Genomic DNA, 26,718 nt, shown 5'->3' with positions numbered 1-26,718 from the left:
GGTGCGCTGGGGGTTGAAGCATGCAGGATGGGGGCCGAAGCCCCCATTCACAAGTCAGGCGCGCACTTCGGAAAGCAGCTTTCCGCCCGCCTTGCGCTCGCGCGCGGCACGGATGAAACCGATGAACAGCGGGTGGCCGTCACGCGGCGTGGACAGGAATTCCGGGTGCGCCTGGCAGGCCAGGAACCACGGGTGCACATCGCGCGCTAGCTCGACCACTTCCACCAGGGTGTCGTCCATCGACTTGCCGGCGATCACCAGGCCCGCGTCTTCCAGCTGGGTGCGGTAGCGGTTGTTGAACTCGTAACGGTGGCGATGGCGCTCGGCGACCACATCCTTGCCGTACAGCTCACGGGCCAGCGTACCCGGCTTCAGGCGCTGTTCCTGCAGGCCCAGGCGCATGGTGCCGCCCAGGTCGCTCTTGTCGTCACGCTTCTCGACATCGCCGGTAGCGGTGCGCCATTCGGTGATCAGGCCGATCACCGGGTTCGGCGACTGGCGATCGTTCTCGGTGCTGTTGGCGCCTTCCAGGCCGACCACGTTGCGGGCGTAATCAACCACCGCCGCCTGCATGCCGTAGCAGATGCCGAAGTACGGCACCTGCTGCTCGCGCGCGAACTTCGAGGTCAGCACCTTGCCTTCAAAACCACGGTCGCCGAAGCCACCCGGCACCAGGATGCCGTCGACGTCGGCCAGCGCGGCCATGTCGGTGCCTTCCAGGTCCTGGGCTTCCAGCCACTTCAGGTTGACCTTGGTGCGCTGGCGCAGGCCACCGTGCTTGAGCGCCTCGCCCACCGACTTGTAGGCATCCTGGTGGTCGACGTACTTGCCGACCACAGCAATGGTGACTTCGTCCAGCGGGTGCAGGGTCGCGTCGACCGCATCCTCCCACATCGACAGGTCGACCGGACCGGCCTTGTCGGCCAATTTCAGCTGGTTGACGACGATCTCGTCCAGGCCCTGCGCGTGCAGGCCGGACGGAATGCGGTACAGCACGTCCACGTCAGGCACGCTGATGACGGCGCGTTCGGAGACGTTGGTGAACTGCGCGATCTTGCGGCGCTCCGAATCCGGCACAGCCTGCTCGGAACGGCACAGCAGCACGTCCGGCTGGATGCCGATCGAGCGCAGTTCCTTCACCGAGTGCTGGGTCGGCTTGGTCTTCAGCTCGCCGGCGGCGCCGATGTACGGCACCAGGGTGAGGTGCATGAACAGCGCCTTCTCCGGGCCGCGCTCGGTGCGCACCTGGCGGATCGCCTCCAGGAACGGCAGCGATTCGATGTCGCCCACGGTGCCGCCGATCTCGACCAGCGCCACGTCATAGCCTTCGGTGGCTTCGTCGATGCAGCGGCGGATCTCGTCGGTGATGTGCGGAATGACCTGCACGGTGGCGCCCAGGTAGTCGCCGCGACGCTCCTTGCGGATCACGTTCTCGTAGATGCGGCCGGTGGTGACCGAGTTCTTGCGGCTCAGGCGGGTGCGCACGAAGCGTTCGTAGTGGCCCAGGTCGAGGTCGGTCTCGGCGCCGTCGTCGGTGACGTACACCTCACCGTGCTGGAACGGGCTCATGGTGCCCGGGTCCACGTTGATGTACGGGTCGAGCTTCATCATCGTGACCTTCAGGCCACGGGCTTCGAGAATGGCGGCCAGTGACGCCGCGGCAATGCCTTTGCCGAGCGAGGACACCACGCCGCCGGTTACGAAAATCAAGGGAGTCATGGCTGCAAGCATCCTGTCTGGAAATGGAAAACGGCAGCACCACGCGCGCCCTGGGGGCGGGCATGGAGCCTGAAGGGGGTTTTCCGGTTCGCTGGGGCAGCGAGGGAGGTGCGGAACCGTGCGGCGGCAGGCGCCGGACGGGGACCACCGTGCGAGGTCGGGGCGGCCGTGCCGGCCCTATCGACCGTCACCTGCGACCCGCATTGCTGGCGACCACGCATGGTCGCGCCAGCCCATTCGCAAAGGGTGGACACGCACTTACTCCCGGAAAGCCGTAGTTTACAGATTGATGGCCGCCAACCCAAGAGGCAGTTGCGGCCATCACCCAAAAGAAACGCCCCGCAGAGCGGGGCGTCGGGGGGCGAATCCCTTGCGGCAAGGGCTTCGGAGGGTGGAAGGATTACTTCTTCTTCCTCGCCTCTTCTTCCTCTTCCTGCTGCGGGGCCGGCTGGCCCTGCGCCTTCATTTCGGCAGTGGCCTGCGCGCGACGCTTGGCCTTGGCATCCGCCTCGGCCTGCGCCTTGTCGGCCTGGTCACCCTGCTGCGGCGCCGGCTGGCCGGCGTTCTGCGCCACCACCAGCGGCACTGCAACGGCGGCAGCGGCCAGGATCGCAATGGTCAGCAACTTCTTCATGAGGTCCTCCTCGCGGTATGGCTTGGACGTTTCGACCCAACCGGGGTCGCCGGCGTTCAGATTCCAGCGGCTGCCATTTTACCCCCTCCCCGGCGCCGAGGCTGAACCGCAGGCGTGCAAAATCGCCGTCCAGACCGCACACTTGCGCGTCGCTCCGCGCTTTGAAGATAGATGAACGCCCGCTATAACGCCGCCGATATTGAAGTCCTGTCCGGCCTTGACCCGGTCAAGCGCCGTCCCGGCATGTATACCGACACCGCGCGCCCGAACCACCTGGCGCAGGAAGTGATCGACAACTCGGTGGACGAGGCCCTGGCCGGCCACGCCCGCTCGATCGAGATCACCCTGTACAAGGACGGCAGCGTGGAGGTCAGCGATGACGGCCGCGGCATGCCGGTGGACATCCACCCGGAAGAGAAGATCCCGGGCGTCGAACTGATCCTCACCCGCCTGCATGCGGGCGGCAAGTTCAGCAACAACAACTACACCTTCTCCGGCGGCCTGCACGGCGTCGGCGTCAGCGTGGTGAACGCGCTGTCGACCCTGGTGGAAGTGCACATCAAGCGCGAAGGCGCCGAACACCGCATCACCTTCCGCAATGGCGACCGCGCCACCCCGCTGGAAGTGGTCGGCAGCGTCGGCAAGAAGAACACCGGTACCCGCGTGCGCTTCTGGCCGGACCCGAAGTACTTCGATACGCCGAAGTTCGCGGTGCGCGCACTCAAGCACCTGCTGCGCGCCAAGGCGGTGCTGTGCCCCGGCCTGACCGTCAAGCTGACCGACGAAGCCACCGGTGAAGTCGATACCTGGTACTACGAAGACGGCCTGCGCGATTACCTGAAGCTGGAACTGGGCGAGCGCGAATCGCTGCCGGCCGACCTGTTCGTCGGCAACCTGAAGAAGGACACCGAGGTGGTGGACTGGGCCGTGGCCTGGCTGCCGGAAGGTGAACTGGTACAGGAAAGCTACGTCAACCTGATTCCCACCGCGCAGCACGGCACCCACGTCAACGGCCTGCGTACCGGCCTGACCGAGGCGCTGCGCGAGTTCTGCGACTTCCGCAACCTGCTGCCGCGCGGCGTCAAGCTGGCCCCGGAAGACGTGTGGGACCGCGTGTCGTTCGTGCTGTCGCTGAAGATGACCGACCCGCAGTTCAGCGGACAGACCAAGGAACGCCTGTCCTCGCGCCAGGCCGCCGGCTTCGTCGAGGGCGCGGCCCACGATGCCTTCAGCCTGCTGCTGAACCAGAACGTGGAGCTGGGCGAGAAGATCGCGCAGATCGCCATCGAACGCGCCAGCGCGCGCCTCAAGACCGAGAAGCTGGTCGTCCGCAAGAAGGTCACCCAGGGCCCGGCGCTGCCCGGCAAGCTGGCCGACTGCATCAGCCAGGACCTGTCGCGCACCGAGCTGTTCCTGGTGGAAGGTGACTCGGCAGGCGGTAGCGCGAAGCAGGCCCGCGACAAGGACTTCCAGGCGATCATGCCGTTGCGCGGCAAGATCCTGAATACCTGGGAAGTTTCCTCCAACAGCGTGCTGGCCTCGGAAGAAGTGCACAACCTGGCCATCGCCATCGGTTGCGACCCGGGCAAGGATGACATCAGCGGGCTGCGCTACGGCAAGGTCATCATCCTGGCCGACGCGGACTCCGACGGCCTGCACATCGCCACCCTGCTCACCGCGCTGTTCCTGAAGCACTTCCCGGCGCTGGTCGATGCCGGCCACGTGTTCGTGGCGATGCCACCGCTGTTCCGCATCGACGTGGGCAAGCAGGTGTTCTACGCCCTGGACGAGGAAGAAAAGCGCTCGATGCTGGACAAGATCGAACGCGAGAAGATCAAGGGCGCCATCAACGTGACCCGCTTCAAGGGCCTGGGCGAGATGAACCCGCCGCAGCTGCGTGAATCCACCATCCACCCGGATACGCGCCGCCTGGTGCAGCTGACCGTGGACGATCGCGAGCAGACGAGTTCGCTGATGGACATGCTGCTGGCCAAGAAGCGCGCCTCCGACCGCAAGGGCTGGCTGGAAACCAAGGGCGACCTGGCTTCGCTGGAAGTCTGACGCCATCCTCTGGTAGTGCCGGCCGCTGGCCGGCAGTCGAGGTTGCCGGCCAGCGGCCGGCACTACCAGTTGGAGGCAGGCACTACCGGTTGGCGGCCGGACTCATCCCGCCCCCATCGGCAAACCCGGCGGCGCCATAATGCGCGTCCATCCGCGTGGACCACCGTATTGGCCAGCCACTCGCAGCTGTTCCCCGGCCTGCCGCTGCACAGCGCGCGGCTGGTCCTGAGCCCGATCCGCCGCGACGACGCTGCCGCGTTGTTCGTACTGCAGTCGGATCCGGACGTGATGCGCTGGTGGAACCACCCGGCCTGGACACGACCGGCCGAGGCGCGCGAACAGATCGATGACGATCTTGCCGCCCATGCCATCGGCACCCAGCTGAAACTGGCCGTGCGCGAATCCATGGACGGCCCGCTGCTCGGCGTCTGCGTGGTGTTCGCCGTGGACCGTGACGCCGCGCGCGCAGAGATCGGCTACCTGCTGGCGCCCGACCAGCAGGGCCAGGGCTACATGCACGAGGCGCTGCAGCAGGTGCTGGCCTATCTGTTCCGCACGCTGCGCCTGCATCGCGTCGAAGCCGAGATAGACCCGCGCAATGCGCCTTCCGCACACGTGCTGGAACGGCTGGGCTTCCACCGCGAGGGCGTGCTGCGGCAGCGCTGGCGAATCCAGGGGGAACTCTCTGACTCGGCCGTCTACGGCCTGCTGGCCGACGACGACGCGGCCGCCGCCCTGCCCGCTTGACCCAATCTGGCTGCTGGAGGCTGCAGCCTGCGGACATGCCTTTGGACACATACGGCGCGGCCCTCCCCGGCCTAGCATCGGAACCCCCTTCCGCTGCCGAAACGGTGCCATGAAGTCCCTGCTGCATATCGCCGCGCTCTGCGTCGGCCTGCTCATCGCCCCGGCCAGCGTGCTGGCCGCGCCCGACGCCGAGGCCAAGCCCGATCCGAAAGACGACAAGACCGAAGCGCCCGCCCTGCCGGCCGATGCGTCGGCACGCCAGAGCATGCACCTGGCCGGCCGCACCCTGGACTACACCGCCACCGTCGGCACCCTGCCGGTGCGCGATGCCAAGGGCAAGGTGATCGCCGACGTGGTGTTCACCGCCTACACGATGCCGGGCAAGGACCGGCCGGTGACCTTCGCGCTCAATGGCGGGCCCGGCGCGTCGTCGGTCTACCTCAACATGGGCGCGATCGGGCCCAAGGTGGTGACCTTCGGTTCGGAGGGCGACAGCGCCTCGGCGCCGGCTACCCTGCATGACAATCCGGGTACCTGGCTGGACTTCACCGACCTGGTGTTCATCGATCCGGTCGGCACCGGCTTCAGCCGTGCACGCATCGGCGATGACGAAGCCAAGAAAGCGCTGTACAACCCCAGCGCCGACATCGAGTACCTGTCGCGCTCGATCTACGACTGGCTGCTGCGCAACCAGCGCATGGCCTCACGCAAGTACCTGACCGGCGAGAGCTATGGCGGTTATCGCGGCCCGCGCATCACCCACTTCCTGCAGACCCGGCTGGGCGTGGCGATGAACGGCCTGGTGCTGGTCTCGCCCTATCTGAGCCCGACCCTGGAAGACAACGCCGATGTCTCGCCGATGGCCTGGATGCAGACGCTGCCGTCAATTGCCGCCGCGCACCTGGAGCGCCAGGGCAGGCTGACCGATGCAGCGATGCGCGAGGTGGTCGAATACACCCGCGGCGACTACGCGACGGCGCTGATGAAGGGCCGCAGCGATCCGCAGGCGACCGAAGCGATGCTGCGCAGGGTGACCGAGCTGACCGGACTGGACCCACAGTTCGTGCGCCGCGCCGGTGGCCGCCTGGAAACGCAGGCGTACCTGCGTGAAGTGTTCCGCGACAAGGGCACGCTGGGCAGCCGCTACGATTCCAACGTGACCGCATTCGATCCGTTCCCGAACGATCCGGAGCAGCGCGCCAATGATCCGCTGCTGGACAGCATCATCGCGCCGACCACCACGGCGATGGTCGACTTCGTGACCCGCGTGGTCGGCTGGAAGGTGGATGCGCGCTACCAGGCTCTGAACTACGACGTGAACCGGCTGTGGGACCGCAATGGTGAGCTGCGCCAGGGTGCGGTGACCCAGTTGCGGCAGGCGGTGGCGATCGATCCGCATCTGCAGGTGCTGATCGTGCATGGCTGGAACGACCTGTCGTGTCCGTTCATGGGGTCGATCCTGACGGTGGACCAGATGCCGGCGATGGGCAGCAACCCGGATCGCGTGCAGGTGCGCAGCTATCCGGGCGGGCACATGTTCTACAGCCGGGCGGACAGCCAGGCGGCGTTCCGCAGGGATGTGCAGGCGCTGTTCCAGCGTAATTGAGGTGTTCGGCCGGGCCTGCGGCCCGGCACCCGCTGACGGCAACGGCAACGTCAAAAGCCGGGTTCCAGTGGGTTGGCGGGATGGGTCCGGTTGCGGGGGACGCCGTGAACCCGTCCCTGGGGGCTTGGCCGCGGCATCCATGCCGCGGACACCCCCGCAACCGGACCCACCCCGCCTTCGACAGTTTCCCGCTGCTGCCGATGGATGCCGACCGTTGGCCGGCACGGGATCGGATCCCGGTTTCTGCTCTGGCGGGTGTCGACCTTGGTCGACACGATGGATGCGGAAAAATTCTTTGCCCATGAAAAAAGCCCGCCGGAATCCGGCGGGCTTTTTTTGTGCAACGTGTGCCTGCAGATCAGGTCCAGCCGAACAGCTCGAACAGCTTCAGGATCAGGTAGGCACAGCCACCGGCCGCCGGGATGGTCAGGATCCAGGCCCAGACGATGCGTTCGATCACGCCGAACTTCAGCGAACGCGGGTTCTTGGCGAAGCCGACGCCCATGATCGCGGTGGAGATGCTGTGGGTGGTCGAGACCGGCATGCCGAAGTGGGCGGCCAGGGTCAGGATGGTGGCCGAGCTGGTTTCCGCGGCGAAGCCGTGGATCGGATGCAGCTTGACCATCTTGTGGCCCAGGGTCTTGATGATCTTCCAGCCGCCCGAAGCGGTACCGGCGGCCATCACCACGGCGCAGGTCAGCACGATCCACATCGCGATGCCGTCACCGGCATGGGCGTCCGGGTGCATGAAGGCCAGCCACGACGGCAGGTCGTTCAGTGCGCCGGTCGCTTCGGCACCGATCAGGGTCATCGCGATGATGCCCATGGTCTTCTGCGCGTCGTTGTGGCCGTGGGCAAAGCCCATGTAGGCCGCCGAGGCGATCTGTGCCTTGCCGAAGAACGCGTTGACGATGCGCGGACGGGCCAGGCGGCCGATGGCACCACCGATCTTGGCCAGGCCGGCGATCAGCCCCCACAGCAGCACCATCACCACGATGCCAAGCAGGAAGCCGGCGATCGGCGAGGTGATCATCGGCACGAACACCTTCCACAGCAGGCCCTTGTTCTGCGCCCAGCTGCCCAGGCGCTCGGACCAGATCAGCGCGTCCCAGTTGTTGTGCGCAGCGGCCAGTCCGGCGCCGCAGAGGCCGCCGATCAGCGCGTGCGAGGACGAGGACGGCAGTCCCTTCCACCAGGTGATCAGGTTCCAGATGATGCCGCCCAGCAGGGCGCACAGGATCACCTGCGGGGTGACGTCGACCACGTTGGTGTTGAGCAGGCCCGAAGCAATGGTCAGCGCCACCGCGGTACCGGTCAGTGCACCGATGAGGTTCATGAAGGCGGCCAGCATCACCGCCCAGCCGGGCGAGAGCACCTTGGTCGCCACCACGGTGGCAATGGAGTTGGCAGTGTCGTGGAAGCCGTTGATGAACTCGAAGACGAGCGCGGCCAGGATCACCACCAGGACAAGGGTCAACATGCGGCGGCGTCCGTCAGCTGTTCTTCAACACGATCTGGTACGCCACCACGCCGGCCTCGCGGCAGCGGTCGATGGCCTTTTCCAGGATCTCGAAGAATTCCTTCAGCAGGAACATCTGCAGGTTGTCCAGGCGGCCCGAATAGATGTCGCGGTACAGCTCGAGCATCAGCCGGTCGGCCTCGTTCTCCAGCGAGCGCAGCTTCTCGTTGAGCGCGGTCATCCGGTCCAGGTTCATGTGGCGCAGGTCGGCCACCATCTCCACCACCACCCCGGCGGCCTGTTCCAGCATCGCCGCGCGCGGCGCGAAGTCGATGTGCTCCAGGTGGGTCGTGGCCAGCGAATAGCGATCGGCGAACTTCTCGATCTGCTTGGGAATCTTGTACAGCGCCGAACCCAGCGCTTCGATGTCTTCGCGCTCGATCGGGGTCATGAAGCTGTCCACCAGCGCCTGGCTGATCTTGTCCGAGGCCGCGCGTTCGCGCAGGCGGGCCAGCTTGAAAGCGTCCAGCGCCGGCTGGCGGTCGGCCTCGCGCAGCATGGAATGCAGCGCCTTGGCGGCGTCGGATGCCGCGACGGCGGCCTCATCGAGCAGGGTGTAGAACTGTTTGCCGGAACCGAAAATGGTCTGCAGAGAGAACATTGAGAAACCTGTCAGCCGTCGCGGGAAGGACGGCACCAGACGGAATTATGACGGCTAGATGACCATCTCGGGTATCCCTGCCCCCTTTCCGGGCCTTGGCCCGCCCAACCTGAACAGGCAGTTGCCACCCTGCCACGCCCCTTTGCTAAGATGCCAGCGCGCCTTCGGGCGCACCTTATGGACGACGACCCTTATCCCCCAGCGCCGCGCCGGACCCCGCTCCTGAGCGCCAGCCGCCATCGCAAGCACCCGCCCTCCCTGCCACCAACCGGGGACGACGCCCGTGTTTGAAATGATCCTGATTGTCTTCGCGCTTGTTCTGCTGAACGGCTTCTTCGCCATGTCCGAGATGTCGGTCATGACCTCGCGCAAGAGCCGCCTGAAGCAGATGGCCGCCACCTCCAAGCGGGCCGCCAAGGCACTGGAGCTGTCGGAAAAGCCGGAGAGCTTCCTGTCCACCGTGCAGATCGGCATCACCGTGATCGGCGTGCTGACCGGCTACCTCGGCGGTGAAGCGCTGGGCGAGGCCTTCGCCGGCTGGATCCAGGGCCTGATGCCGGGCTTTGCCTACGCTGGCAACGTCGGCACTGCGCTGGCGGTCAGCCTGATCACCTTCATCACCCTGATCTTCGGCGAACTGGTTCCCAAGCGCCTGGCGCTGACCCGTTCGGAGGCCATTGCCGGCCTGGTGGCGATGCCGATGAGCTGGCTGGCCAAACTGGCCCTTCCCTTCGTGTGGCTGCTGTCCAGGACCACCCAGCTGGTGCTGCGGCTGTTCGGCCTGGGCAAGGATGAAGTCGCCTCGGTGACCGAAGAAGAGATCCGCATGCTGGTGGCCGAAAGCCATGAGGCCGGCGTGATCGATGCCCACGAGCGCGACATGATGAACCGTGTCATGCGCCTGGGCGACCGCACCGCCGACAGCCTGATGACCCCGCGCAACCGCATTGCCTGGCTCGACACCCAGGCCGGGCTGGAGCGCAACCTGGAAATCATGGCCGAGCATGAGTTCTCGCGGTACCCGGTGTACCGCGACAACGACATGGACGTGGTCGGCGTGCTTGAGCTGAAGTCGCTGGCCACGCGCATGGCTCGCGGCGACACCGCGCTGTTCCAGACCCTGCGCGAGCCGCTGTACGTTTCCGAATCGACCCATGCGATGAAGCTGCTGGAGATCTTCCGCGAGGAACAGCAGTCGATGGCGCTGGTGGTGGACGAGTACGGCGAGATCCAGGGCCTGGTGACCATCAGCGACCTGATGGGGGCCGTGGTCGGCCGCCTGCAGGCGGTGGAGAACGCCGACGAGGATGCGCTGGTGGTGACCCGCGAGGATGGCTCGCTGCTGGTGGATGGCTCGCTGCCGATCGAGGACCTGCGCGAGCTGATCGGCAGCAACGACCTGCCCGATGCCGAGGACGGCGACTACTACACGCTGGCCGGCATGTGCATCCACTACTTCGGCCGCATCCCGCATGCCGGCGAATACTTCGACTGGGCCGGCTGGCGATTCGAAGTCGTCGACCTGGACGGTGCGCGGGTGGACAAGCTGCTGCTGCGCACGCTGTCCGACGAGCAGGCCGATGAGCTTACCGCCTGAGGCCGGCCAGGGTCCGGGCGCCGAGCGCTCGGCCTACCGCAACGAGGGCATCCGTACCCTGCTGGAGATGTTCGCCTCCGGCGACCCGGCCGAGCACATGCCGCTCGGCCAGATCCTGTGCAACCTGCAACAGAGCGCGTTCGGCGTGTTCCTGTTCGTGGCGATCCTGCCGTCGTTCATCCCGATCCCGGGCATGGGCGGCGCGGTCAGCGGCCCGCTGGTGATCCTGATCGGCCTGCAGATGCTGTGCTGCCTGCGGCGCCCGTGGCTGCCCGGCTTCATCGCCCGCCGCGGGCCGAAGCGCGGCACCATGCACCGCTTCCTCGACCGCATCGACCGGCCGCTGCGGCGCCTGGACAAGATGCTGAAACCGCGCCTGTCGCAGCTGCTGACCCCGCTGCCGGCGCACGCGTTCACCGGCCTGCTGCTGGTGCTGCTGGGCGTACTGCTGTCGCTGCCGATCCCGTTCACCAACTTCCTGTTCGGCTTCCAGCTGCTGCTGTTCGCACTGGCATTGCTGGAACGCGATGGCGCGCTGATGCTGTTCAACTGGATTGCCGCGCTGGCGGCCATCGCGTTCTTTGGTTTCAGTTCCGGGCAACTGGTGGGCTACACGGTGGAGCTGTTCCAGCGCTGGTTCTGAACCGGAACCCGGTAGGGCCGGCCGCTGGCCGGCTGCCACGTTTGCAGGATTGCCGGCCAGCGGCCGGCACTACCAGTACCGGACATCGGTCATCAGCGCAGGTCGATGAACCCGTTGTCGGCCAACGCCGCCGGTTCGTCCTGCACCGCCGACAGCACGAACGTCAGCGCCTTGCCCAGCAGCGTACCCGGGCCATCCCAGTACTCGGCCGAATCGGCCCGCACATGGATCAGGCGCAGGTTGGGATCCTCCTTGCCGCCAGGGAAGAACAGCTTCATCGCAGGCGACCACAGTTCCTCGATCTTCGCGCGATCATCCACCACGCGAGCGCGACCGGACACCGACACATACGTGTTCTTCGAGGGCGAGGCATAGGCCACGTTCACCCGCGGATCGAGTGCGATCTCGGCCACCTTCGGGCTGTCGGCGGTGATGACGAACCACAGGTCACCGCCGAACGCGACCTGCTGGGTGGCCAGCGGCCGGCTGTAGAGGCGGCCATCCACCCCGGTGGTGGTGAACATCGCCACCTCCACGTCCTTGATCAGTTCGGCCAGCTGGGCGATGTGTTCGGCGCGGGTATCGGCCATGGGGGGGCTCCATTGGGATGAGCCCCCATCAGACGCGGTGTGGCTGCAACAGCCCGTGACGCAAGTGTTCAGCCCGCGTGGCGAGCGTGCCAGGCGTGCATCGCCAGTTCGAACGAACGCAGGCGCGCACGGTGGTCATACAGGTTGGCGGTGAGCATCAGTTCGTCGGGCGCGTGCCGTTCGACGAAGGCGGCGATGCCGTCGGCCACCTGCTGCGGATCACCCAACACGGTGCAGGCCAATGCCCGCTCCACGCCCAGCTTTTCATGCGGTTCCCAGAAGGTTTCGATGTCGTCGATCGGTGCCGGGATCTTGCCCGGGCGACCGCGCCGCAGGTTGACGAAACTCTGCTGCTGGCTGGTGAACAGGCGGCGCGACTCGGCTTCGCTGTCGCTGGCAACGACGTTCAGCGCCAGCATCGCGTGCGGCTGCTTCAGCGTGGCCGAGGGGCGGAACTCGCGGCGATAGACCGCCAGCGCTTCGTCCATCACGTCCGGAGCGAAATGCGAGGCGAACGCGTACGGCAGGCCCATCGAAGCGGCCATGCGCGCACCGAACAGGCTCGAACCCAGGATCCAGGTCGGTACGCGCAGGCCGCCGCCGGGAACCGCCTGCACGGGCTGGCCGGGTTGCACCGGCTCGAAGTAGTGCAGCAGCTCGCGCACGTCCTGCGGGAACTGGTCGGCACTGTCGAAGTAGCGGCGCAGGGCGCGTGCGGTGGGCTGGTCGGTGCCGGGCGCCCGACCCAGGCCTAGGTCGATGCGGTCGGGATACAGCGAGGCCAGCGTACCGAACTGTTCGGCCACCTGCAGCGGCGCGTGGTTGGGCAGCATGATGCCGCCGGCACCGACGCGGATGCGCTTGGTGCCACCGGCGACGTGGCCGATCAGCACGGCCGTGGCCGCGCTGGCGATGCCGGGCATGTTGTGGTGTTCGGCCAGCCAGTAGCGGCGGTAGCCCAGCGCATCGGCGTGCTGGGCCAGTTCCAGCATGTTGGCGAAGGCGGCGGTGGTGTCACTGCCCTCGCAGACCGGGGCCAGGTCGAGAATCGACAACGGGATCATCAGCGGTTTTCCGTCACAGGATTTCCCATGCATGGGGTCGGCCAGGCGCGGCGGCCAGTGACGGTGGCGGGATGCTGATTCCTGCGGAATGGGTTCAGAGCCCGCCGGACATGGCCCGGGGCGCCACGCGTGTCGGGTAGTGCCGGCCGCTGGCCGGCAGACAGACAGCCCTTGCAGCCGGCCAGCGGCCGGCTCTACCAATGTGTAGTCAGAACGCGCTGGGGCGCGGCTCGGGCAGTGGCTGGTCGACCATCGGCTTCAGCTCGGCATCCAGCGCCACGCGCTCGTCGAACACGAAACAGCGGCCTTCGTAGCCCTCGCCACCGACGTCCTCGAAATAGCCGAGGATGCCGCCGTCGAGCTGCAGCACGTTGTCCATGCCGTCGTTGACCATCCACAGTGCGGCCTTCTCGCAGCGGATACCGCCGGTGCAGAAGCTGACCACGGTGCTGCCCTTCAACGCCTCGCGGTGCGGCGCCAGCGCCTCGGGCAGGTCGGTGAACTTGTGGATGGGCAGCACCAGCGCATCCTTGAAGGTGCCGTACTCCACTTCCTGCAGGTTGCGGGTGTCGAGCATCACCACCGGCTTGCCGACGTCATCGTGGCCCTGCCGCAGCCAGCGCTGCACCGTGGCCGGATCGACCGCCGGAGCGCGCGGGTACTCCAGCGGCTGGCCGTCATCGCGGCGGAAGCTGATGATCTCGTCCTTCACCTTGGCCTTCAGCCGCGCAAATGGCTGGTGCTCGCTGAGGCTGGTCTTGACCCGCATATCGGCAAAACGCGCATCGGCGTGCAGCGCCGCATAGAAGCCCTCGACCGACTTCGGCGCACCGGCCAGGAACAGGTTCAGCCCCTCGCCCGCCACCAGGATCGTGCCCCGCAGCCCAGCCGCCTCGGCCCGCGCCAGCAGCTGGTCGCACAGGACCTGGGGAGCGTCGATGACGGCGAAATGGTAGGCGGCGGTATTGGCGATCATCCCGCCATTTTAGCGCCAGACCATCCCAGGAGCAGACTTGCCCGTTCATCCACGCACCGCGTGGATCTACAAAGCTCATGAACCTGTCAGGGGCGGGGCGGTGTGGGCAGGCGGGGGCGCAGAGCGCCATGGATGGCGCTCTACGAGGCACGCAGGAGCAGTTTTTGCCGTCCCCCGCCTGCCCACACCGCCGCGCCATCCCACGGAATCCAGCTTTTGCCGTTGCCGTTGCTTCTGCGGGTGCCGGGTGCAACCCGGCAGGAAGCCCCCTTTACCCCCGCAACAGCATGAACGGCAGCAGCACCAGCGCCGCCGCGCCCGCCATCCCCAGCAGCACCAGCACCACGAACACCGGGCGCCGCCGCAACAGGCTGCCGAAGGTCTCCGCCGTGCCGTCGCGCAGCGCCTGCTCGCGCTCTGCACGCACGCGCTCGCCGCGCGCGGCCTGATACTCGGCCATCAGCGCCTTCGCACGCGGATGATCGGCATCCTCGCGCAGCCACAGACCGCCGTTGGAGATACCCCAGGGGCTGGGTTCGGTGCGATACCAGGCGATGCCATGCTGATCCAGCAGCGTGCAGACATCGGCATATTCGTCGTCGCCGACGTTGCGCAGATTGAGCAGAAGTTTTGCCATGCCCCCATGATACCCGGCACCGATGCGCTACCCTTGCCGCCCTCGCCCTGCGCCCTTCCGGAGACGCCCGATGCGCCGCCTGCTGCTTCCCCTGCTGCTGTCCCTCGCCGCCGCTGGCTGCTCGACCGGGCCCTCCGGCCCGCCGCCGGGCGGCACCCTGACCACCTTCGAGCGCATCGACAGCGTGCCCGGCACCGGTGCCGAGGCTGTCGCCGGCAGCAAGGTCACCGTGCACTACACCGGCTGGATCTACGACAACCGCACCGAGACCAAGCACGGCAAGACCTTCGACAGCTCGGTCAGCCGTGGCGAACCGTTCACTTTCGCACTCGGCGCCGGCCAGGTCATCCGCGGCTGGGATGAAGGCGTGGCCGGCATGAAGGTCGGCGGCAAGCGCACGTTGATGATCCCCCCGGACTACGGCTACGGCGACCGCCGGGTCGGTCCGATTCCGGCCGGCTCGTCGCTGGTGTTCGACGTCGAGCTGCTCGATGTCAAACCGTAATACCGCAGCGCAGTGTCGGGTCGCCGTGATCGGCGGTGGCCCGGCCGGCCTGTTCGCCGCCGAGCGCCTGCGTGCGGCCGGGCTGGACGTCGACCTGTACGAGGCCAAGGGTTCGCCCGGCCGTAAGTTCCTGATTGCCGGCAAGGGCGGGCTCAACCTCACCCATTCCGATCCGCGGCCGCTGTTCGACAGCCGTTACCGCGAGCAGGCGGCTGCCGTCGGCCAGTGGCTGGACGGCTTCGACGCGCAGGCGCTGCGTGACTGGGCCGCCGGTTTCGGTGTGGAGACCTACGTGGGCAGCTCCGGCCGCGTGTTCCCGGTCGACCGCAAGGCCGCGCCACTGCTGCGCGGCTGGGTGCGCCGGCTGAAGGAACAGGGCGTACGCCTGCATGCCAACCATCGCTGGATCGGCTGGAACGACGACGGCGCGCTGCGCTTCGCCACCGAAGCAGGCGAGATCGATGTCCACGCCGATGCCACGGTGCTGGCGATGGGCGGCGGCAGCTGGCCGCAGCTGGGCAGTGACGGCGCCTGGGTCGCGCCTCTGCAGGCGCGTGGCGTGGACATTGCGCCCCTGCAGTCGGCCAATTGCGGTTTCGACGTGGAGTGGACGCCGTTCTTCGCCCAGCGCAATGCCGGCGCACCGTTGAAGCCGGTGGTCGCGCACTGGATCGACCTGGCCGGCCAGCCGCAGTCGCTGCAGGGCGAATGCGTGGCCAGCGACTACGGTATCGAAGGCAGCCTGATCTACGCGCTGGCGGCTGACCTGCGCGAGACCATCAACCGCGATGGCCACGCCATGCTGTGGCTGGATCTGGTGCCGGGCCGCGACGCGGCACGCCTGCTGGCCGACCTGTCGCGCCCGCGCAAGGGCCGCAGCTTCGGCGAGCACCTGCGCCGGCAGGCCGGCCTGGATGCGGTGAAGGCGGCGCTGGTGTTCGAGATCCTCGGCAAGGAGGCCGGCAATGATCTGCCTGCCGTGGCCTCCACGCTCAAGCGGCTGCCGTTGCGCCTGCTGCGGCCACGACCGATGGCCGAAGTGATCAGCACGGCCGGCGGTGTGCGCCTGGATGCGCTCGATGATGGCCTGATGCTGCGGGCGTTGCCCGGCGTGTTCTGTGCCGGCGAGATGCTCGATTGGGAGGCCCCGACCGGCGGCTACCTTCTTACTGCCTGCTACGCCAGCGGCCTGCGTGCGGCGGAAGGCGTGATCGGATGGTTGGCCGGGCGGTGACGCCCGAACTGTAGAGCCGAGCCATGCTCGACTGCATTTGATTCAGGCGATAAAGCAGTCGAGCATGGCTCGACTCTACAATTGCCGGGCGCTCACCATGGCCGGCGCATGCTCACCGAGGCCAGCGCCACGCCGCTGGGATGCGGGTAGGCTTCCTCGCGCTCGGCAATGAAGCCCTGCCGTTGATAGAACGGCACGGCATTGAGCGAGGCCGACAACACCACGTCGCGCTCACGGTCGGCCATCGCCAGCAGGCGCTGCATCAGGGCCTGGCCGATCCCCTTGCCACCCCGGTCCGGATCAACGAACAACGCATCGATTTCATTGGCATCGGTATCGAACACGCCGAAGCCGAGCAGGGCGCCCTGCGCATCCTCGGCCACCACGCAACCGCCCTGCCCCAGCAGCCGCGCGTACTGCGACGGCGGTGGCGAGGCCGACCAGGGCGCGATCACCTCCGGCGGGTAATGGCTGCTGCAGGTCTCGCGCACGCACCGCGTACGCAGCGCCCACAGCGTGGCTACATCGTCGGCCGTGCCTGTTCTGAGCTGCATGACATCTCCTTGTAGAGTCGAGCTTGCTCGACTGTTCTTCGTTCCAGACACGCAGTCGAGCATGGCTCGACTCTACAACGGCAGCTACCGCGACTTGCTGGCGCGCAGTGCCTGGATCTTCGGCGGCGGCTGGAACGAGTCGCTGCGCGCATCGGCCCAGAACGCATGGAACACCGCGTGGTCGGGCACCTTGTGCAGCAGCTCGCCCGGTTCCAGGTAGCGGTACAGGGAGGCAAGCGAACGGATCTCGACCGGCGAAACGCGACGCAGGATGTGCTCAGGCCCCAGTTCGGCCGGATCGTTCAGGCCGGCCGCGCACAGCAGTTCCTTCAAGGCATGCAGTGTGTGCTCGTGGTAGCTGTGCACGCGCGTGGCCTTGTCTGGTGCGTCCAGATGCTTCCAGCGCGCCGGGTTCTGGGTGGCAATACCGGTCGGGCACTTGTCGGTGTGGCAGCTCAACGACTGGATGCAACCCAGCGCGAACATGAAGCCACGCCCGGCATTGCACCAGTCGGCGCCCAGTGCGATGGTGCGCGCGATGTCGAATGCACTGGTGATCTTGCCGGCCGCGCCGATGCGGATGCGCTCACGCAGATCCAGGCCAACCAGCGTGTTGTGCACCAGCAGCAGCGCTTCGTGCATCGGCACGCCGACGTGGTCGACGAACTCGGCCGGTGCCGCACCGGTGCCGCCCTCGGCACCGTCGACCACGATGAAGTCGGGAAGCAGACCGGTTTCCTGCATCGCCTTGGCGATACCAAACCATTCCCAGGGGTGGCCGATGGCCAGCTTGAAACCCACCGGCTTGCCACCGGACAACCCGCGCAGGCGCGCGACGAACTGCAGCAGTTCGACAGGCGTCGAGAACGCCGAGTGACGCGACGGCGATACACAGTCCACGCCCATCGGCACGCCTCGCGTCACCGAGATCTCGGCAGTCACCTTCGGTGCCGGCAGCACGCCACCGTGGCCCGGCTTGGCGCCCTGTGACAGCTTGATCTCGATCATCCTGACCTGGTCGTGGGTGGCGTTGGCGACGAAGCGCTCTTCGCTGAAGGCACCCTTCTCATCACGGCAACCGAAATAGCCCGAGCCGATTTCCCAGACCAGATCGCCGCCCATCTCGCGGTGGTAGGGCGAGATCGAGCCTTCGCCGGTGTCGTGGTAGAAGCCACCGCGGCGCGCGCCTTCGTTCAGCGCACGGATTGCATTGGCCGACAGCGAGCCGAAGCTCATCGCCGAAATGTTGAACACGCTGGCCGAATAGGGCTTGGCGCAGTTGGCGCCGATCAGCACGCGGAAATCATGCTTGACAATGGACGTGGGCGCCAGCGAATGGTTGATCCACTCGTAGTCCACCGCATAGGTGCTGCGCAGGGTACCGAACGGCACCGTGTCCATCTCGTTCTTGGCGCGCTGGTAGATCAATGCACGCTGCTGCCGCGAGAACGGCACGTCTTCCAGGTCGCTCTGCACGAAGTACTGGCGGATCTCCGGGCCGATCGATTCCAGGCCGTAGCGGAAATGCGCCATCACCGGATAGTTGCGGCGCAGCGTGCTGCGCTTCTGCAGCAGATCCCAAGTCCCCAGCGCCACCATCGCGACGGTCAGGCCGACGCCCCAGTACCAGGCCGGCCAGATCGTGGCCAGCCACAGGCATATAGGGAACATCAGGATGGCGAGCAGGTAGACGATATACCGGTGCATGGCTTTCCTCGGTTGCAACTGCCCCCGAGTCTACCGCGCTGCCCGTCTGCCGGGTTTGCAGGCGATCGCCTTTAGACGGGCCTGGGCCATCGCCGGCACCCCTGCTTCATGAGCGGCTTCCACTGTTGAACCGGAGGTGATACGACTGAAATCGGACAGGCGTCGCCCAGACTGGCTCAGGAACCCAGCGCGACCGCCGCCGGCTCGAGCTCGCCGTCTGCGCCGGTCCAGGCCTGCAGCAGGCGTTCGAAGCCACCGCTGCCAAGCAGGAAGCCCGGCCAAGCCGCCTCGACGATCTGTGCCAGCAGGTCTGCCTCGATCCTGCGGGTACCCATCGACCATCGCGGAAACGCCCGCTGCAGCACCGGCGCGCGGCACAACATCTTCACCTGTCCATGGCTGCGGGCATTGACGATGCGCTGGAACACCGAATCGATGCCATCTTCGGGGCCTTCCAGGTACTGCAGGAAACGCGTGCCATCGAACATCAGGACACCGGTGACACCCGCTACGCGATTGAATGCCGTGGCATCGGCCAACAGGCGATCAAGATCGGTTGTCTGCAGATCGGCACGGGCCTCACTGGCATAGGCAATCGCGTGTAGCGACATCAGATGGCTCCCCCCCTGGGAACGATGGCTGGAACTATGACATGAATAGGAACGACAGTTAAGCACGCCACCCACCCTGCACAATCGGGTCGCAGCCCTGCGGGTGGGCTACAATCGGCGCCGCGTTGCAGGCCCGGATGGCGAAACTGGTAGACGCATCGGACTTAAAATCCGCCGGGGGCAACCCCATGCCGGTTCGATTCCGGCTCCGGGCACCATCGCATGTTTTGGGGAGCCAACGTGTTTGCCACGACTCACCCCAATTCGGCACGAAATCAGATACTTAGAGCGATCTGAATTTCCGCGACCGCCACGATTTGCCCGGACTTGCCCGGCTACTCTCCCCAAAAATTCCCCATATGATGCGGCCATGGCCAGCATCCAACGATCGGGAAACAAGTGGCGCGTGCAGGTGTACGTGGCCGGCGTTCGCGACTCCACTACCAAGCACACAAAGCAAGAAGCTGCGAAGTGGGCGCTTGAGCGAGAGGCAGAACTTCGAGGTGGGAAGTTGCCAGACAAGTCGCTGCGCGAAGCTATGCGCCGCTATGTCAAGGAAGAGGCGCCCAAGCGAGCTGGCGAAAGATGGGAGTCAGTCCGCATCGCGGCCTGGGAACGATCACTGCCGCTCTTGGACAGGCGAATTGCGACAATCAACGGTTCCGACATCATTGCTTGGCGTGACGGAAGGCTTAAGCATGTCAAGCCAGGGACGGTGGCACGCGAAATGAACCTAATGCGGTCCGTATTCGAGACTGCACGCCGGGAATGGAAGTGGATCAAGCAGAATCCGATGTCGGACGTTCGATGGCCGCAGCAGCCGAAAGGTCGGGCTCGCCGCGTGTCACCAGCTGAGGAAGCCGACCTGATTGCAGCGTTCGGGCTTGACAAGGATCTGTCGGCGGAGACGGCTACCCAGCGGACGGGCTTGGCCTTCCTGCTCGCCTTGGAGACAGCCATGCGCTCAGGTGAGATCCTCTCACTGACTTGGCCGAATGTGCATCTGTCCGAGCAGTACGTTCACCTACCAAAGACCAAGAACGGGGACGCGAGAGATGTGCCGCTTAGCCGGCGGGCTTGCGAGATCCTGAAGACACTTCCTCTTGGCTTCGGGCCCGTATTCCAGCTTAAGTCCGCCGTGCGTGATGCACTTTGGCGAAAGGTCCGGGACTCGACGGGCCATCGCGAAGTGCACTTCCACGACAGCCGAGCTGAGGCCATCTGGAGGCTGTCGAAAAAGTTGGACATCCTCCAGTTGGCCCGAATCATCGGACATCGGGACCTCAAGTCTTTGATGATCTACTACCACGAGCCTGCTTCTGAGATCGCCCGCCAACTCGGGTGATGCTCTCATCTAGGGTGACCGGGGAAGCCAAGGCATGCCTTACTCAGGGTGACCGAAATGGTGACGGTGCGACTGTACTGGCGAGGAACGCGAGCCTACATCGACTGGACTGAGAGCAACGGGCGATTTCGCAAGTCCATTGGGCAATGTGATGCCAGTGAGGCGGAGAGAATTCGGTCCGCGAAGGAAGCAGAACTGACCCACGGGGTCCGGATCTTGGCGCACCTACCCAAGGTCTGCGACTACCTGGAGTGGTATCTGGACTGGTACGAGGCCGAACACCCGACCACCATTTCGAAGGCCAGAAGCGAAGTTAAGCGCTTCATCGAACGCTTCGGCCTTCGGCCGATCGACAGTATCCGAGCAATCGAGGTGGAGGAGTACAAGCGCTCCAGACTACTCGATGACAAGGCGGCAAAGGAAACAGTAGGGAAGGAGATTCGACGGCTCAAGACGGCCTTCAACCGTGGCGTCGAATGGAAAGAGCTGGGTGTGAATCCACTGGCCTCGGTGAAGGCGCCTCGTGGCGTGAGGAGCGTTGCCGTCAAATTCTATGATCGCGCGGCGATGCGTAGGCTCTACCGGGCCAATCCATCCAGAGCGCCTCTCTGGCTCTTCATGGCACACACCGGCATCCGGCGCGGGGAGCTGACGGGACTGAAGAAGGACTCGGTCGTTGGAAGCCGCCTGTGGGTCGAAAGCACCCCGGATGAGAACGGCCTCGGGCGGACAAAGTCCGGCAAGTGGCGGGAAGTGCCTTTGAATCGATATGCCAAGTGGGCACTTCGACATCTCCCCGACCCATTGGTTACGGCACACATGGATACCGTCTCAGACTGGTTTAGAAAGGACGCCAAACTGGCGGGTATCGGCGGACATCTGCATCGGTTGCGGCACACGTTTTGCGCACACATGGTAGTAGCCGGTGTGCCACTGCGACGAGTTCAACTTCTTGCTGGGCACGCAGACTACACAACGACAGAAAAGTTCTACGCACACCTTAGCCACGATGGCGATATTGACGCGGTGAGAAGTCTTAGATACTAAAGGCCGTAGCAACACCTATCGGCCCACATCTCTCGCCCCGCTTATTTGTTGATTGCGGAGTGGAACGTCGCTAGCTATAAGAGCCTCACAACAGCAAAAGGGGGCAGCGCGTGGACGCATTCTGGAAGTTCGTGCAAGTCATCTCTCCAGCATTGATTGGCCTGTTCGGCGTCGTGGTCGGCGGATGGGTAACAGTCTGGCGTGAGAAGAAGTCGGACGCGAGGAAGGCTGCGAAAGAGACAGCGTATCTGGCAGCGATAGTTGGAGGCGAATTGGACGGCTTCGCCAGTCAATGTGCCGACGTGGTGGATGACCCTGGCTATACCGATAAGGACGGATATAAACGGGCTGGAGTAACACGCCCAACATTCGCCCCCTCCAAGTTCGATGTGGATTGGCGCTCCATACCATCCAAAGACATGTTTGACATCCTTGACTTGCCATACCAAATTGAATTCGCAAATTCAACCATAGAGGCGGTGACAACCCATTCCGATAGCCCTCCCGACTTCGAGCTCACATTCTCCGAGAGCCGTCTCCAGTACGCACGGCTGGGCCTTCACGCTGCTGAAATCGCCAATCGAATTCGCACCGCCGCCAAACAGAAGCCAAGGGCTAAGACGTACGAATGGGATCCGATCGCCAGGTTCACAGCGGACATCAAGAAATTTGAAGCGGAACGGAAGTAGCCCACAACGCGAACTTCGGTTCATTCTTGCTGAGCTTAGACACCGCCGTTGACTATCGCGGTTCCAGCGCTTCCTTGATCCGCGCCAATTCCACAGCCCCGGCCTCGGCCAAGCGCCGGGCCTGTTGCTGCTGCTCGCGGGTCGGCGTCAGGCCGGGAAGCGGTTCGATGGGCTCGGCCGGGGTCGTGTCCAGCAGTCGCGCCACAGCGGCGCGCAGGCGCATCTCCGGGTAGAGCCTGGCTGCGCACCAGCGCTCGGCGTAGCGCTTGCCCTGGGCGATGCAGGCTGCCCGTCCTTCCTTGATCTGCCACATCTTCCGGGCGTCGAGGCGGACGCGCACGCCGCCGTCCTTGCCGAGGCTCACATTCGCAATCTGGCGGCCGCTCCACCACAGCACCCAGCTCTCCCCCATCTGGACCCAGCCAGCGGGCATCGGGGTGGTGCGGGAGCCTTGGTAGCCGTGCGAGGGAAGCATGGCCGGAAGAATACGGGCGACGGTCTCACACTCTGCGATGGCGCTCGACGTTCCAACTCGCTGTGATGAACAGTTCACCTTGGATGTCGCACACTGCAGCCTCGCGGCTCTTCTCCGGTGCAGAATCCTTTGCGCCCGTGTCCAGCCTTTAAACGGCACGGCTATGCACCCTCCCAATGCCTTCAGGATCCATTCGATCCTGCCCCTGCTTGCGCTCAATGGCGCGATCACCCGCTTGGAGCAGGTGCGATCAACCTGCAAGAACTGCGGACTGAGGTCCTCACTTTGCGAGGGTGCAGGCCTTCAAACCGATCTGAAGGGCACCACGCTCACCTGCCCAGGTTGCGGAGCCACGGGTTTGATGGATGAAATCGAGACCTGGCATCACTGGCTTGACCAGTGCCGTCGCGAAAGACTGCTAGCGCAGTTCGCCCCTACGCCAGGTGATCCGCTCGATACTGGAGACACAAAATGAACGACAGCGGCTCCGAACTATCGATGGGTGCCTAGACAGTTCGGATGGGTGCCAGTGCGGCGCTGCTCAGGCAGCCTCCGCGAACGGTTCGACAAGCGCCACCAGCATCTCCATCGCGGTGGCCGGGGCAACCTCATCGCCTCCCCGCTGCAGGAAGCCAGTCCAGTCGGCTCGCACCAGTTGCACCAGCTCCGGCGGCGCCAAGGGGATGCAGCGCATCGGCCAGTATGGAAGCCTGCGCTGCCCCACGCGTCCACGCGCAATCTCGATCAGGTTCGTATGGCTGGCGGCCCCAGCAGCTCTGGAGAAGGCCACATCCAGACCGTCCTGGGGCCCCTCCATGTAGGAGAGGAACCGGCTTCCATCAAACAACGTCACCCCGGTCACTCCTGCTCTGCGGTTGAACCGCTCTGCGTCCGCCATGACCTTCAAAAGGTGGGCCTGGGTCAGGTCGCCGACCGCCTCGCTGACGAATACAACCGCCTTGTTGGGCATGGCACGCTGCTCCGGGCCTGTCGGGGAGTCCGAGCGTAGAGCTGACCGCGTAAGCGTCGCGTAGAGGCCGCCAGATCGCCGTCACAGTTCCGCCAGGTTCTCCGCCCCGCGGGTGTCGCCGACCGAACTGCCTGCGGTCAGGTGCAGCCGACTCGTCGAGAACAGGCCAGATCGTTAAATCGGCCCGAGATCCTTCACCACCGCCTGCCCCTTTTCCAGGAAACCAGCCAACAGCCGGCCTCCAGCTACCTGTCGCCCTACCCGTTCATTGAGCCATCTAGCCTGGACCTTGCCAGCCGCAAGAACGTCGGCTGGCGCGAAGCTATCCGGCCTGCTGGCCAGCGGTTCCCCAGGAGAAGCCAAGCCCCCATCGAGGGGCTGCACTATCGTTGACCTGGAGCTGTCGCTCTTCGCATACGCTGTGGCCACCATCCGGCCTCTCTTCGGCGACCAGCCACCCAGCACCAGCTCGGTCCCAAGCTTTTCGATCGGCAAGCGAGCCTCGGCTGCCGCCCTCACGTAATTCGGCCATAGTTGATCCACTACCAGGCCCAACTCGGCGGAGAGCTGCTCCATCGTGAAATCAGCTCGGAAGCTCGCCTGCAGAGCCAGCTCGTAGATGCGAACGAAGAACTGCGTGGACCCGCGCGCAGCCAGCACAAGGTTGTGCTGCGGAATCAGGAGCAGTTTTGCACCAGATGAGTGGGCGCCGGTCTGGGCATCCTCCGCCAAGGTGTCAACGGCAACGAGGAGCTGGTCAGCACGCAGCAAAACGTTGAGGATGCTCATTGTGTCCGCCTAGTGGCCCACACGGACTATCCATCCTATTCATGCGCAAGTCGAGCCCGCTATGACACTCACCCTGGAGCAAATTGCTGAACGACTGCGCTCGTGCGAGGTCGATCTGGAAGCCCATCGGGCCTACCTCAAGGCGATGGAGTACGCGCTTGGCGCTGCCATCGCCACCCACAACGATCCGCGATCACTGGCCCGAGTGTGGGAACTTATGCTGGTAGAAGCGGCGGACGTTCATGCCGGCACCGACGGCCCGGTTTTCACCGCTGCCCTTCAGCAGTCTCTTCGGATGCTGACCGATCAGATTTCCTCGATCGACCCTAAGGCTACCAATCAGCGCCCAGTAGATCAGTAAGGATTCGCTCAAGCGCGGCGGCGGCCTCCTGCTGGGAGTCCACTTTGATCGAAAGGCCGCTTTGCGACGGACCGGGCCTGACCTGAAACCGCGTAAGGGTGCCGCCCCCGCGCCCATCCACCTGGACCCTGGCCGTTATGGTTCTTCCCCTGGCGCTGAATATCCAATCTTGAAACTCGTGCATCTGTACTTATCGGTGTGGGCTTCACAGGATAACTGCCGCCACGTGATGCGAGAATCATCCAAGGTGACACCCCCACTCTAGGTGTTGACCCGGGATTTCGCCCGCCATGCTCCTGTCTCAACGTCCCTGCGTAGCGCCCACGTCTTCGCGGGTATCTTCGCGCCACGAGCGGTGAGGTACTCCGGCATTGAAAGAAGAACCTCTTCCCCCCTCACAGAGCAACTGGTCGAGAGGACGACACCATCACTCAACTCCACCAAGCACGTGGTCTCACCGTCAGTTCCCGGGAGACTGCCAGAGAGATCGGCGGTAGCCCCGGGATAGATGTGTGTATGCGTGAACTCAAAGCGCATCGATCTGTTCCCAACTGCCCTTGATCGCTTATACACCCGAGGACAGCACAAGGGGCTATCTCCAGGGGAGCCGAAGCAATTCAGGCTGCCGCCGCCTCGCGGCATTGCGCAACCAGATCGGCGAGTTGCTCCATGCCGGTAACGGGATCAAACCGGCCTTTCAGCCGCTGGGAGAAGTTGGTCCAGTCGGCGCGGACCAAGGACTTAAGCTGAGAGGCGGTCACCCGCATGAATAGCAATGGCTGTTCCGGGAAGCGGAGCTGCTGAACAGTCCCTCGAGCGAGCTGCACAAGCTCTGAGTGGATGGCCAATGACTCGATGTAGACCAAAGTCGCAGCTACCGAACTGGCGGTTCCCTCGAGGTAGGTAAAGAAGCGGCGTCCATCGAAGCACACAACCGCTCGCGATCCACACGCCTCGTTGAACCTGGCCCCAGCGGCCATTAGGTCGGCAAGCCGGCTTTCACCCACCTCTTCGACAGCAGAGCTTACAAACACAACTGAACACTTCAGCATGCGGCACAACCTCGAATTCAGAGGCGAGCGTATGCCCGGCCATGTGCTCAGCGCGTGCAGGAAGCAAAGCAACAAGCGGTGCACAGTCACGGGATTTCCACGCTTGCAGAACTACGCTCCGCACACCACTCAAGACTGAGTGGCCGTGAGCTGCATCAAGCCGCCGCGCGTACCTCGCAGGAAGCGATCAGCCATGACACTGTCGCCCCTGAATGATCAAAAGCAATCCATTACACGCGCCGCCCTTCGAACCCAACTCCCCTCAGTTCGTCTGGAAAACCAGGTTCAAGGACAAATGTGTCTATACCGGTTGCGGAGTTGGCCTGCCTGGGCGGATTGAGAGCGACAAAAGTGCCGAGATCCGCGCAACCAAACAGGCGCTTGCCGCACAGCTTGCGCACGTTCGGCTTTCGCAGTGCCACGAGGTGTTCGTGCGAAATATGACGGCCGCCCTGATCACTGTCCACCACTTTCTTTCTGAAGCAGCGGAGAAGGATGCCGTCTTCTTCCTTTGCGCAGATGCAGAGGTCGCTGGGCAGATCATCGACACTCTCAACATCTGCGCGGAGTAACACGTCGCGCCACTTGGCCGCAGCAGCAGCCGGTGGGGGTGACGGCTTAGCCGTCACCCCCCGCCCTCATCCAGCGGCCCGACGATCTCCGGCGCAGGCGGGCTCTCCGACTCCCACACTCGATCCGTCGCGGCCTTGATTAACGCCATCAGCTTCCAGCCAGGCTCGGTAATCTGCTCGCCGGTCTGCGGGTGGGTGAAGGTGTACTCGCCCGCCAGCAGCTCACGGATCGGAGCGCGCACCGTGCGGTCATAACTGCGGGTGTTGACCTGACCCGTGGCCGGGTTCCAGTCCACGCGATCAAAGAAAAACAGCACCGGGCCGTCATTGGCCCGGAAGTCCCATTGCACATCGATCCGGGTCGCCAGCATCTCGACCCGGTTGTTGTTGCTCTCGGAAAGAATCGGCGACAT

The 26,718-nt window shown here is 64.9% G+C and carries 27 protein-coding genes, 1 tRNA gene and 1 pseudogene; 13 read left to right on the top strand and 16 right to left on the bottom strand.

The window, feature by feature from the left end; all coding sequences use genetic code 11:
• Positions 1–54 precede the first annotated feature (54 nt).
• Both pyrG and K5L94_RS08830 read right to left on the bottom strand, forming a co-directional pair.
• Positions 55–1,719 carry a CTP synthase gene (pyrG, locus tag K5L94_RS08835; protein ID WP_053449340.1) on the bottom strand — a complete coding sequence of 555 codons (1,665 nt, stop codon included), beginning with the start codon at positions 1,717–1,719 and terminating at the stop codon, positions 55–57.
• A 400-nt stretch (positions 1,720–2,119) separates the two neighbouring features.
• A complete protein-coding gene (locus K5L94_RS08830; RefSeq protein ID WP_006431442.1) occupies positions 2,120–2,353 on the bottom strand; it encodes a hypothetical protein in 234 nt (77 codons plus the stop codon).
• Positions 2,354–2,524: 171 nt separating this feature from the next.
• Here K5L94_RS08830 and parE point away from each other — a divergent pair, with 171 nt between their 5' ends.
• The 3 genes from parE to K5L94_RS08815 all read left to right on the top strand — a co-directional run bounded on the left by parE (position 2,525) and on the right by K5L94_RS08815 (position 6,767).
• Entirely contained in the window at positions 2,525–4,414 is a 1,890-nt protein-coding gene (gene parE, locus K5L94_RS08825) for a DNA topoisomerase IV subunit B (RefSeq protein ID WP_049458019.1), read from the top strand.
• A gap of 168 nt (positions 4,415–4,582) precedes the next feature.
• A complete protein-coding gene (locus K5L94_RS08820) occupies positions 4,583–5,161 on the top strand; it encodes a GNAT family N-acetyltransferase (protein ID WP_053449339.1) in 579 nt (192 codons plus the stop codon).
• 109 nt (positions 5,162–5,270) lie between these two features.
• A complete protein-coding gene (locus K5L94_RS08815; RefSeq protein ID WP_053449338.1) occupies positions 5,271–6,767 on the top strand; it encodes a S10 family peptidase in 1,497 nt (498 codons plus the stop codon).
• Positions 6,768–7,125: 358 nt separating this feature from the next.
• Here the strand turns inward: K5L94_RS08815 and K5L94_RS08810 are convergent, their stop codons facing one another.
• Both K5L94_RS08810 and K5L94_RS08805 read right to left on the bottom strand, forming a co-directional pair.
• Complete coding sequence (locus K5L94_RS08810) at positions 7,126–8,247, bottom strand: inorganic phosphate transporter (protein ID WP_006431323.1); 1,122 nt, start codon at positions 8,245–8,247, stop codon at positions 7,126–7,128.
• 13 nt (positions 8,248–8,260) lie between these two features.
• Complete coding sequence (locus K5L94_RS08805; RefSeq protein WP_004152833.1) at positions 8,261–8,887, bottom strand: DUF47 domain-containing protein; 627 nt, start codon at positions 8,885–8,887, stop codon at positions 8,261–8,263.
• Between the two features lie 292 nt (positions 8,888–9,179).
• Here K5L94_RS08805 and K5L94_RS08800 point away from each other — a divergent pair, with 292 nt between their 5' ends.
• Entirely contained in the window at positions 9,180–10,484 is a 1,305-nt protein-coding gene (locus tag K5L94_RS08800) for a hemolysin family protein (RefSeq protein WP_053449337.1), read from the top strand.
• On the top strand, positions 10,468–11,127 hold the full coding sequence (locus tag K5L94_RS08795) for an exopolysaccharide biosynthesis protein (protein WP_053449336.1): 660 nt from the start codon (positions 10,468–10,470) through the stop codon (positions 11,125–11,127). Before K5L94_RS08800 ends, K5L94_RS08795 begins: the two co-directional genes overlap by 17 nt.
• 92 nt (positions 11,128–11,219) lie before the next feature.
• Here the strand turns inward: K5L94_RS08795 and K5L94_RS08790 are convergent, their stop codons facing one another.
• From K5L94_RS08790 to K5L94_RS08775, 4 genes are all read right to left on the bottom strand, one after another.
• Entirely contained in the window at positions 11,220–11,717 is a 498-nt protein-coding gene (locus tag K5L94_RS08790) for a pyridoxamine 5'-phosphate oxidase family protein (RefSeq protein WP_053449335.1), read from the bottom strand.
• A 68-nt stretch (positions 11,718–11,785) separates the two neighbouring features.
• Complete coding sequence (locus tag K5L94_RS08785; protein WP_053449334.1) at positions 11,786–12,781, bottom strand: LLM class flavin-dependent oxidoreductase; 996 nt, start codon at positions 12,779–12,781, stop codon at positions 11,786–11,788.
• Between the two features lie 208 nt (positions 12,782–12,989).
• The gene (locus K5L94_RS08780; protein ID WP_053449333.1) at positions 12,990–13,757 is read right to left on the bottom strand and encodes a sulfurtransferase; all 768 of its coding nucleotides are present in this window, start codon (positions 13,755–13,757) and stop codon (positions 12,990–12,992) included.
• A 271-nt stretch (positions 13,758–14,028) separates the two neighbouring features.
• Positions 14,029–14,394 carry a DUF6164 family protein gene (locus K5L94_RS08775; RefSeq protein ID WP_049456388.1) on the bottom strand — a complete coding sequence of 122 codons (366 nt, stop codon included), beginning with the start codon at positions 14,392–14,394 and terminating at the stop codon, positions 14,029–14,031.
• A gap of 70 nt (positions 14,395–14,464) precedes the next feature.
• On the opposite strand from K5L94_RS08775, the gene K5L94_RS08770 reads away from it, so the two are divergent.
• Together K5L94_RS08770 and K5L94_RS08765 are read left to right on the top strand one after the other, a co-directional pair.
• Positions 14,465–14,899 (top strand): FKBP-type peptidyl-prolyl cis-trans isomerase, encoded by a 435-nt coding sequence (locus K5L94_RS08770; protein ID WP_053449332.1) that lies wholly within the window; start codon positions 14,465–14,467, stop codon positions 14,897–14,899.
• On the top strand, positions 14,886–16,133 hold the full coding sequence (locus K5L94_RS08765) for a TIGR03862 family flavoprotein (protein ID WP_274512462.1): 1,248 nt from the start codon (positions 14,886–14,888) through the stop codon (positions 16,131–16,133). Before K5L94_RS08770 ends, K5L94_RS08765 begins: the two co-directional genes overlap by 14 nt.
• Before the next feature lie 92 nt (positions 16,134–16,225).
• Here K5L94_RS08765 and K5L94_RS08760 read toward each other — a convergent pair whose 3' ends face one another.
• The 3 genes from K5L94_RS08760 to K5L94_RS08750 form a co-directional block, all read right to left on the bottom strand.
• Positions 16,226–16,687 carry a GNAT family N-acetyltransferase gene (locus K5L94_RS08760; RefSeq protein WP_274512461.1) on the bottom strand — a complete coding sequence of 154 codons (462 nt, stop codon included), beginning with the start codon at positions 16,685–16,687 and terminating at the stop codon, positions 16,226–16,228.
• Positions 16,688–16,771: 84 nt separating this feature from the next.
• Entirely contained in the window at positions 16,772–18,394 is a 1,623-nt protein-coding gene (locus K5L94_RS08755) for an FMN-binding glutamate synthase family protein (RefSeq protein ID WP_274512460.1), read from the bottom strand.
• A 176-nt stretch (positions 18,395–18,570) separates the two neighbouring features.
• On the bottom strand, positions 18,571–19,005 hold the full coding sequence (locus tag K5L94_RS08750; protein ID WP_164085876.1) for a BLUF domain-containing protein: 435 nt from the start codon (positions 19,003–19,005) through the stop codon (positions 18,571–18,573).
• Between the two features lie 131 nt (positions 19,006–19,136).
• On the opposite strand from K5L94_RS08750, the gene K5L94_RS08745 reads away from it, so the two are divergent.
• From K5L94_RS08745 to K5L94_RS08730, 4 genes are all read left to right on the top strand, one after another.
• A tRNA-Leu gene (locus K5L94_RS08745) sits at positions 19,137–19,223 on the top strand.
• A gap of 152 nt (positions 19,224–19,375) precedes the next feature.
• On the top strand, positions 19,376–20,350 hold the full coding sequence (locus K5L94_RS08740; protein ID WP_274512459.1) for a site-specific integrase: 975 nt from the start codon (positions 19,376–19,378) through the stop codon (positions 20,348–20,350).
• A 57-nt stretch (positions 20,351–20,407) separates the two neighbouring features.
• A complete protein-coding gene (locus K5L94_RS08735; RefSeq protein WP_274512458.1) occupies positions 20,408–21,397 on the top strand; it encodes a tyrosine-type recombinase/integrase in 990 nt (329 codons plus the stop codon).
• 110 nt (positions 21,398–21,507) lie between these two features.
• Positions 21,508–22,086 carry a hypothetical protein gene (locus K5L94_RS08730; RefSeq protein WP_274512457.1) on the top strand — a complete coding sequence of 193 codons (579 nt, stop codon included), beginning with the start codon at positions 21,508–21,510 and terminating at the stop codon, positions 22,084–22,086.
• A gap of 58 nt (positions 22,087–22,144) precedes the next feature.
• On the opposite strand, the pseudogene K5L94_RS08725 reads toward K5L94_RS08730, so the two are convergent.
• The 3 genes and pseudogenes from K5L94_RS08725 to K5L94_RS08715 form a co-directional block, all read right to left on the bottom strand.
• Positions 22,145–22,561: pseudogene (locus K5L94_RS08725) on the bottom strand (hypothetical protein); the annotation flags it as partial.
• Positions 22,562–23,102: 541 nt separating this feature from the next.
• Positions 23,103–23,531: a BLUF domain-containing protein gene (locus tag K5L94_RS08720; protein ID WP_274512456.1), complete on the bottom strand. Its 429-nt coding sequence runs from the start codon at positions 23,529–23,531 to the stop codon at positions 23,103–23,105.
• A 174-nt stretch (positions 23,532–23,705) separates the two neighbouring features.
• Positions 23,706–24,320, bottom strand: a complete 615-nt coding sequence (locus K5L94_RS08715; protein WP_274512455.1) for a hypothetical protein — start codon at positions 24,318–24,320, stop codon at positions 23,706–23,708.
• A gap of 61 nt (positions 24,321–24,381) precedes the next feature.
• Here K5L94_RS08715 and K5L94_RS08710 point away from each other — a divergent pair, with 61 nt between their 5' ends.
• A complete protein-coding gene (locus K5L94_RS08710) occupies positions 24,382–24,681 on the top strand; it encodes a hypothetical protein (protein ID WP_274512454.1) in 300 nt (99 codons plus the stop codon).
• A gap of 617 nt (positions 24,682–25,298) precedes the next feature.
• Here K5L94_RS08710 and K5L94_RS08705 read toward each other — a convergent pair.
• Positions 25,299–25,733 (bottom strand): BLUF domain-containing protein, encoded by a 435-nt coding sequence (locus K5L94_RS08705; protein ID WP_274512453.1) that lies wholly within the window; start codon positions 25,731–25,733, stop codon positions 25,299–25,301.
• Between the two features lie 212 nt (positions 25,734–25,945).
• Here K5L94_RS08705 and K5L94_RS08700 point away from each other — a divergent pair, with 212 nt between their 5' ends.
• Positions 25,946–26,305, top strand: a complete 360-nt coding sequence (locus K5L94_RS08700) for a hypothetical protein (RefSeq protein WP_274512452.1) — start codon at positions 25,946–25,948, stop codon at positions 26,303–26,305.
• A gap of 53 nt (positions 26,306–26,358) precedes the next feature.
• Here K5L94_RS08700 and K5L94_RS08695 read toward each other — a convergent pair whose 3' ends face one another.
• Positions 26,359–26,718: a hypothetical protein gene (locus tag K5L94_RS08695; RefSeq protein WP_274512451.1), complete on the bottom strand. Its 360-nt coding sequence runs from the start codon at positions 26,716–26,718 to the stop codon at positions 26,359–26,361.

The sequence above is a fragment of the Stenotrophomonas forensis genome (assembly GCF_028752115.1).
GTDB lineage: Bacteria > Pseudomonadota > Gammaproteobacteria > Xanthomonadales > Xanthomonadaceae > Stenotrophomonas > Stenotrophomonas forensis.
This window is presented reverse-complemented; position numbering and strand designations above follow the sequence as displayed.

What these genes read in the sequence shown, in the direction of transcription:
- K5L94_RS08735 (WP_274512458.1), top strand. Translation starts at nt 20,408, where the DNA reads ATGGTGACGGTGCGACTGTACTGGCGAGGAACGCGAGCCTACATCGAC.
- K5L94_RS08780 (WP_053449333.1), bottom strand. Translation starts at nt 13,757, where the DNA reads ATGATCGCCAATACCGCCGCCTACCATTTCGCCGTCATCGACGCTCCC.
- K5L94_RS08740 (WP_274512459.1), top strand. Translation starts at nt 19,376, where the DNA reads ATGGCCAGCATCCAACGATCGGGAAACAAGTGGCGCGTGCAGGTGTAC.
- pyrG (WP_053449340.1), bottom strand. Translation starts at nt 1,719, where the DNA reads ATGACTCCCTTGATTTTCGTAACCGGCGGCGTGGTGTCCTCGCTCGGC.
- K5L94_RS08800 (WP_053449337.1), top strand. Translation starts at nt 9,180, where the DNA reads ATGATCCTGATTGTCTTCGCGCTTGTTCTGCTGAACGGCTTCTTCGCC.
- K5L94_RS08765 (WP_274512462.1), top strand. Translation starts at nt 14,886, where the DNA reads ATGTCAAACCGTAATACCGCAGCGCAGTGTCGGGTCGCCGTGATCGGC.
- K5L94_RS08755 (WP_274512460.1), bottom strand. Translation starts at nt 18,394, where the DNA reads ATGCACCGGTATATCGTCTACCTGCTCGCCATCCTGATGTTCCCTATA.
- K5L94_RS08695 (WP_274512451.1), bottom strand. Translation starts at nt 26,718, where the DNA reads ATGTCGCCGATTCTTTCCGAGAGCAACAACAACCGGGTCGAGATGCTG.
- K5L94_RS08770 (WP_053449332.1), top strand. Translation starts at nt 14,465, where the DNA reads ATGCGCCGCCTGCTGCTTCCCCTGCTGCTGTCCCTCGCCGCCGCTGGC.
- K5L94_RS08795 (WP_053449336.1), top strand. Translation starts at nt 10,468, where the DNA reads ATGAGCTTACCGCCTGAGGCCGGCCAGGGTCCGGGCGCCGAGCGCTCG.
- K5L94_RS08790 (WP_053449335.1), bottom strand. Translation starts at nt 11,717, where the DNA reads ATGGCCGATACCCGCGCCGAACACATCGCCCAGCTGGCCGAACTGATC.
- K5L94_RS08810 (WP_006431323.1), bottom strand. Translation starts at nt 8,247, where the DNA reads ATGTTGACCCTTGTCCTGGTGGTGATCCTGGCCGCGCTCGTCTTCGAG.
- K5L94_RS08805 (WP_004152833.1), bottom strand. Translation starts at nt 8,887, where the DNA reads ATGTTCTCTCTGCAGACCATTTTCGGTTCCGGCAAACAGTTCTACACC.
- K5L94_RS08815 (WP_053449338.1), top strand. Translation starts at nt 5,271, where the DNA reads ATGAAGTCCCTGCTGCATATCGCCGCGCTCTGCGTCGGCCTGCTCATC.
- K5L94_RS08830 (WP_006431442.1), bottom strand. Translation starts at nt 2,353, where the DNA reads ATGAAGAAGTTGCTGACCATTGCGATCCTGGCCGCTGCCGCCGTTGCA.
- K5L94_RS08785 (WP_053449334.1), bottom strand. Translation starts at nt 12,781, where the DNA reads ATGATCCCGTTGTCGATTCTCGACCTGGCCCCGGTCTGCGAGGGCAGT.
- K5L94_RS08710 (WP_274512454.1), top strand. Translation starts at nt 24,382, where the DNA reads ATGACACTCACCCTGGAGCAAATTGCTGAACGACTGCGCTCGTGCGAG.
- K5L94_RS08705 (WP_274512453.1), bottom strand. Translation starts at nt 25,733, where the DNA reads ATGCTGAAGTGTTCAGTTGTGTTTGTAAGCTCTGCTGTCGAAGAGGTG.
- K5L94_RS08760 (WP_274512461.1), bottom strand. Translation starts at nt 16,687, where the DNA reads ATGCAGCTCAGAACAGGCACGGCCGACGATGTAGCCACGCTGTGGGCG.
- parE (WP_049458019.1), top strand. Translation starts at nt 2,525, where the DNA reads ATGAACGCCCGCTATAACGCCGCCGATATTGAAGTCCTGTCCGGCCTT.
- K5L94_RS08700 (WP_274512452.1), top strand. Translation starts at nt 25,946, where the DNA reads ATGATCAAAAGCAATCCATTACACGCGCCGCCCTTCGAACCCAACTCC.
- K5L94_RS08715 (WP_274512455.1), bottom strand. Translation starts at nt 24,320, where the DNA reads ATGAGCATCCTCAACGTTTTGCTGCGTGCTGACCAGCTCCTCGTTGCC.
- K5L94_RS08775 (WP_049456388.1), bottom strand. Translation starts at nt 14,394, where the DNA reads ATGGCAAAACTTCTGCTCAATCTGCGCAACGTCGGCGACGACGAATAT.
- K5L94_RS08720 (WP_274512456.1), bottom strand. Translation starts at nt 23,531, where the DNA reads ATGCCCAACAAGGCGGTTGTATTCGTCAGCGAGGCGGTCGGCGACCTG.
- K5L94_RS08750 (WP_164085876.1), bottom strand. Translation starts at nt 19,005, where the DNA reads ATGTCGCTACACGCGATTGCCTATGCCAGTGAGGCCCGTGCCGATCTG.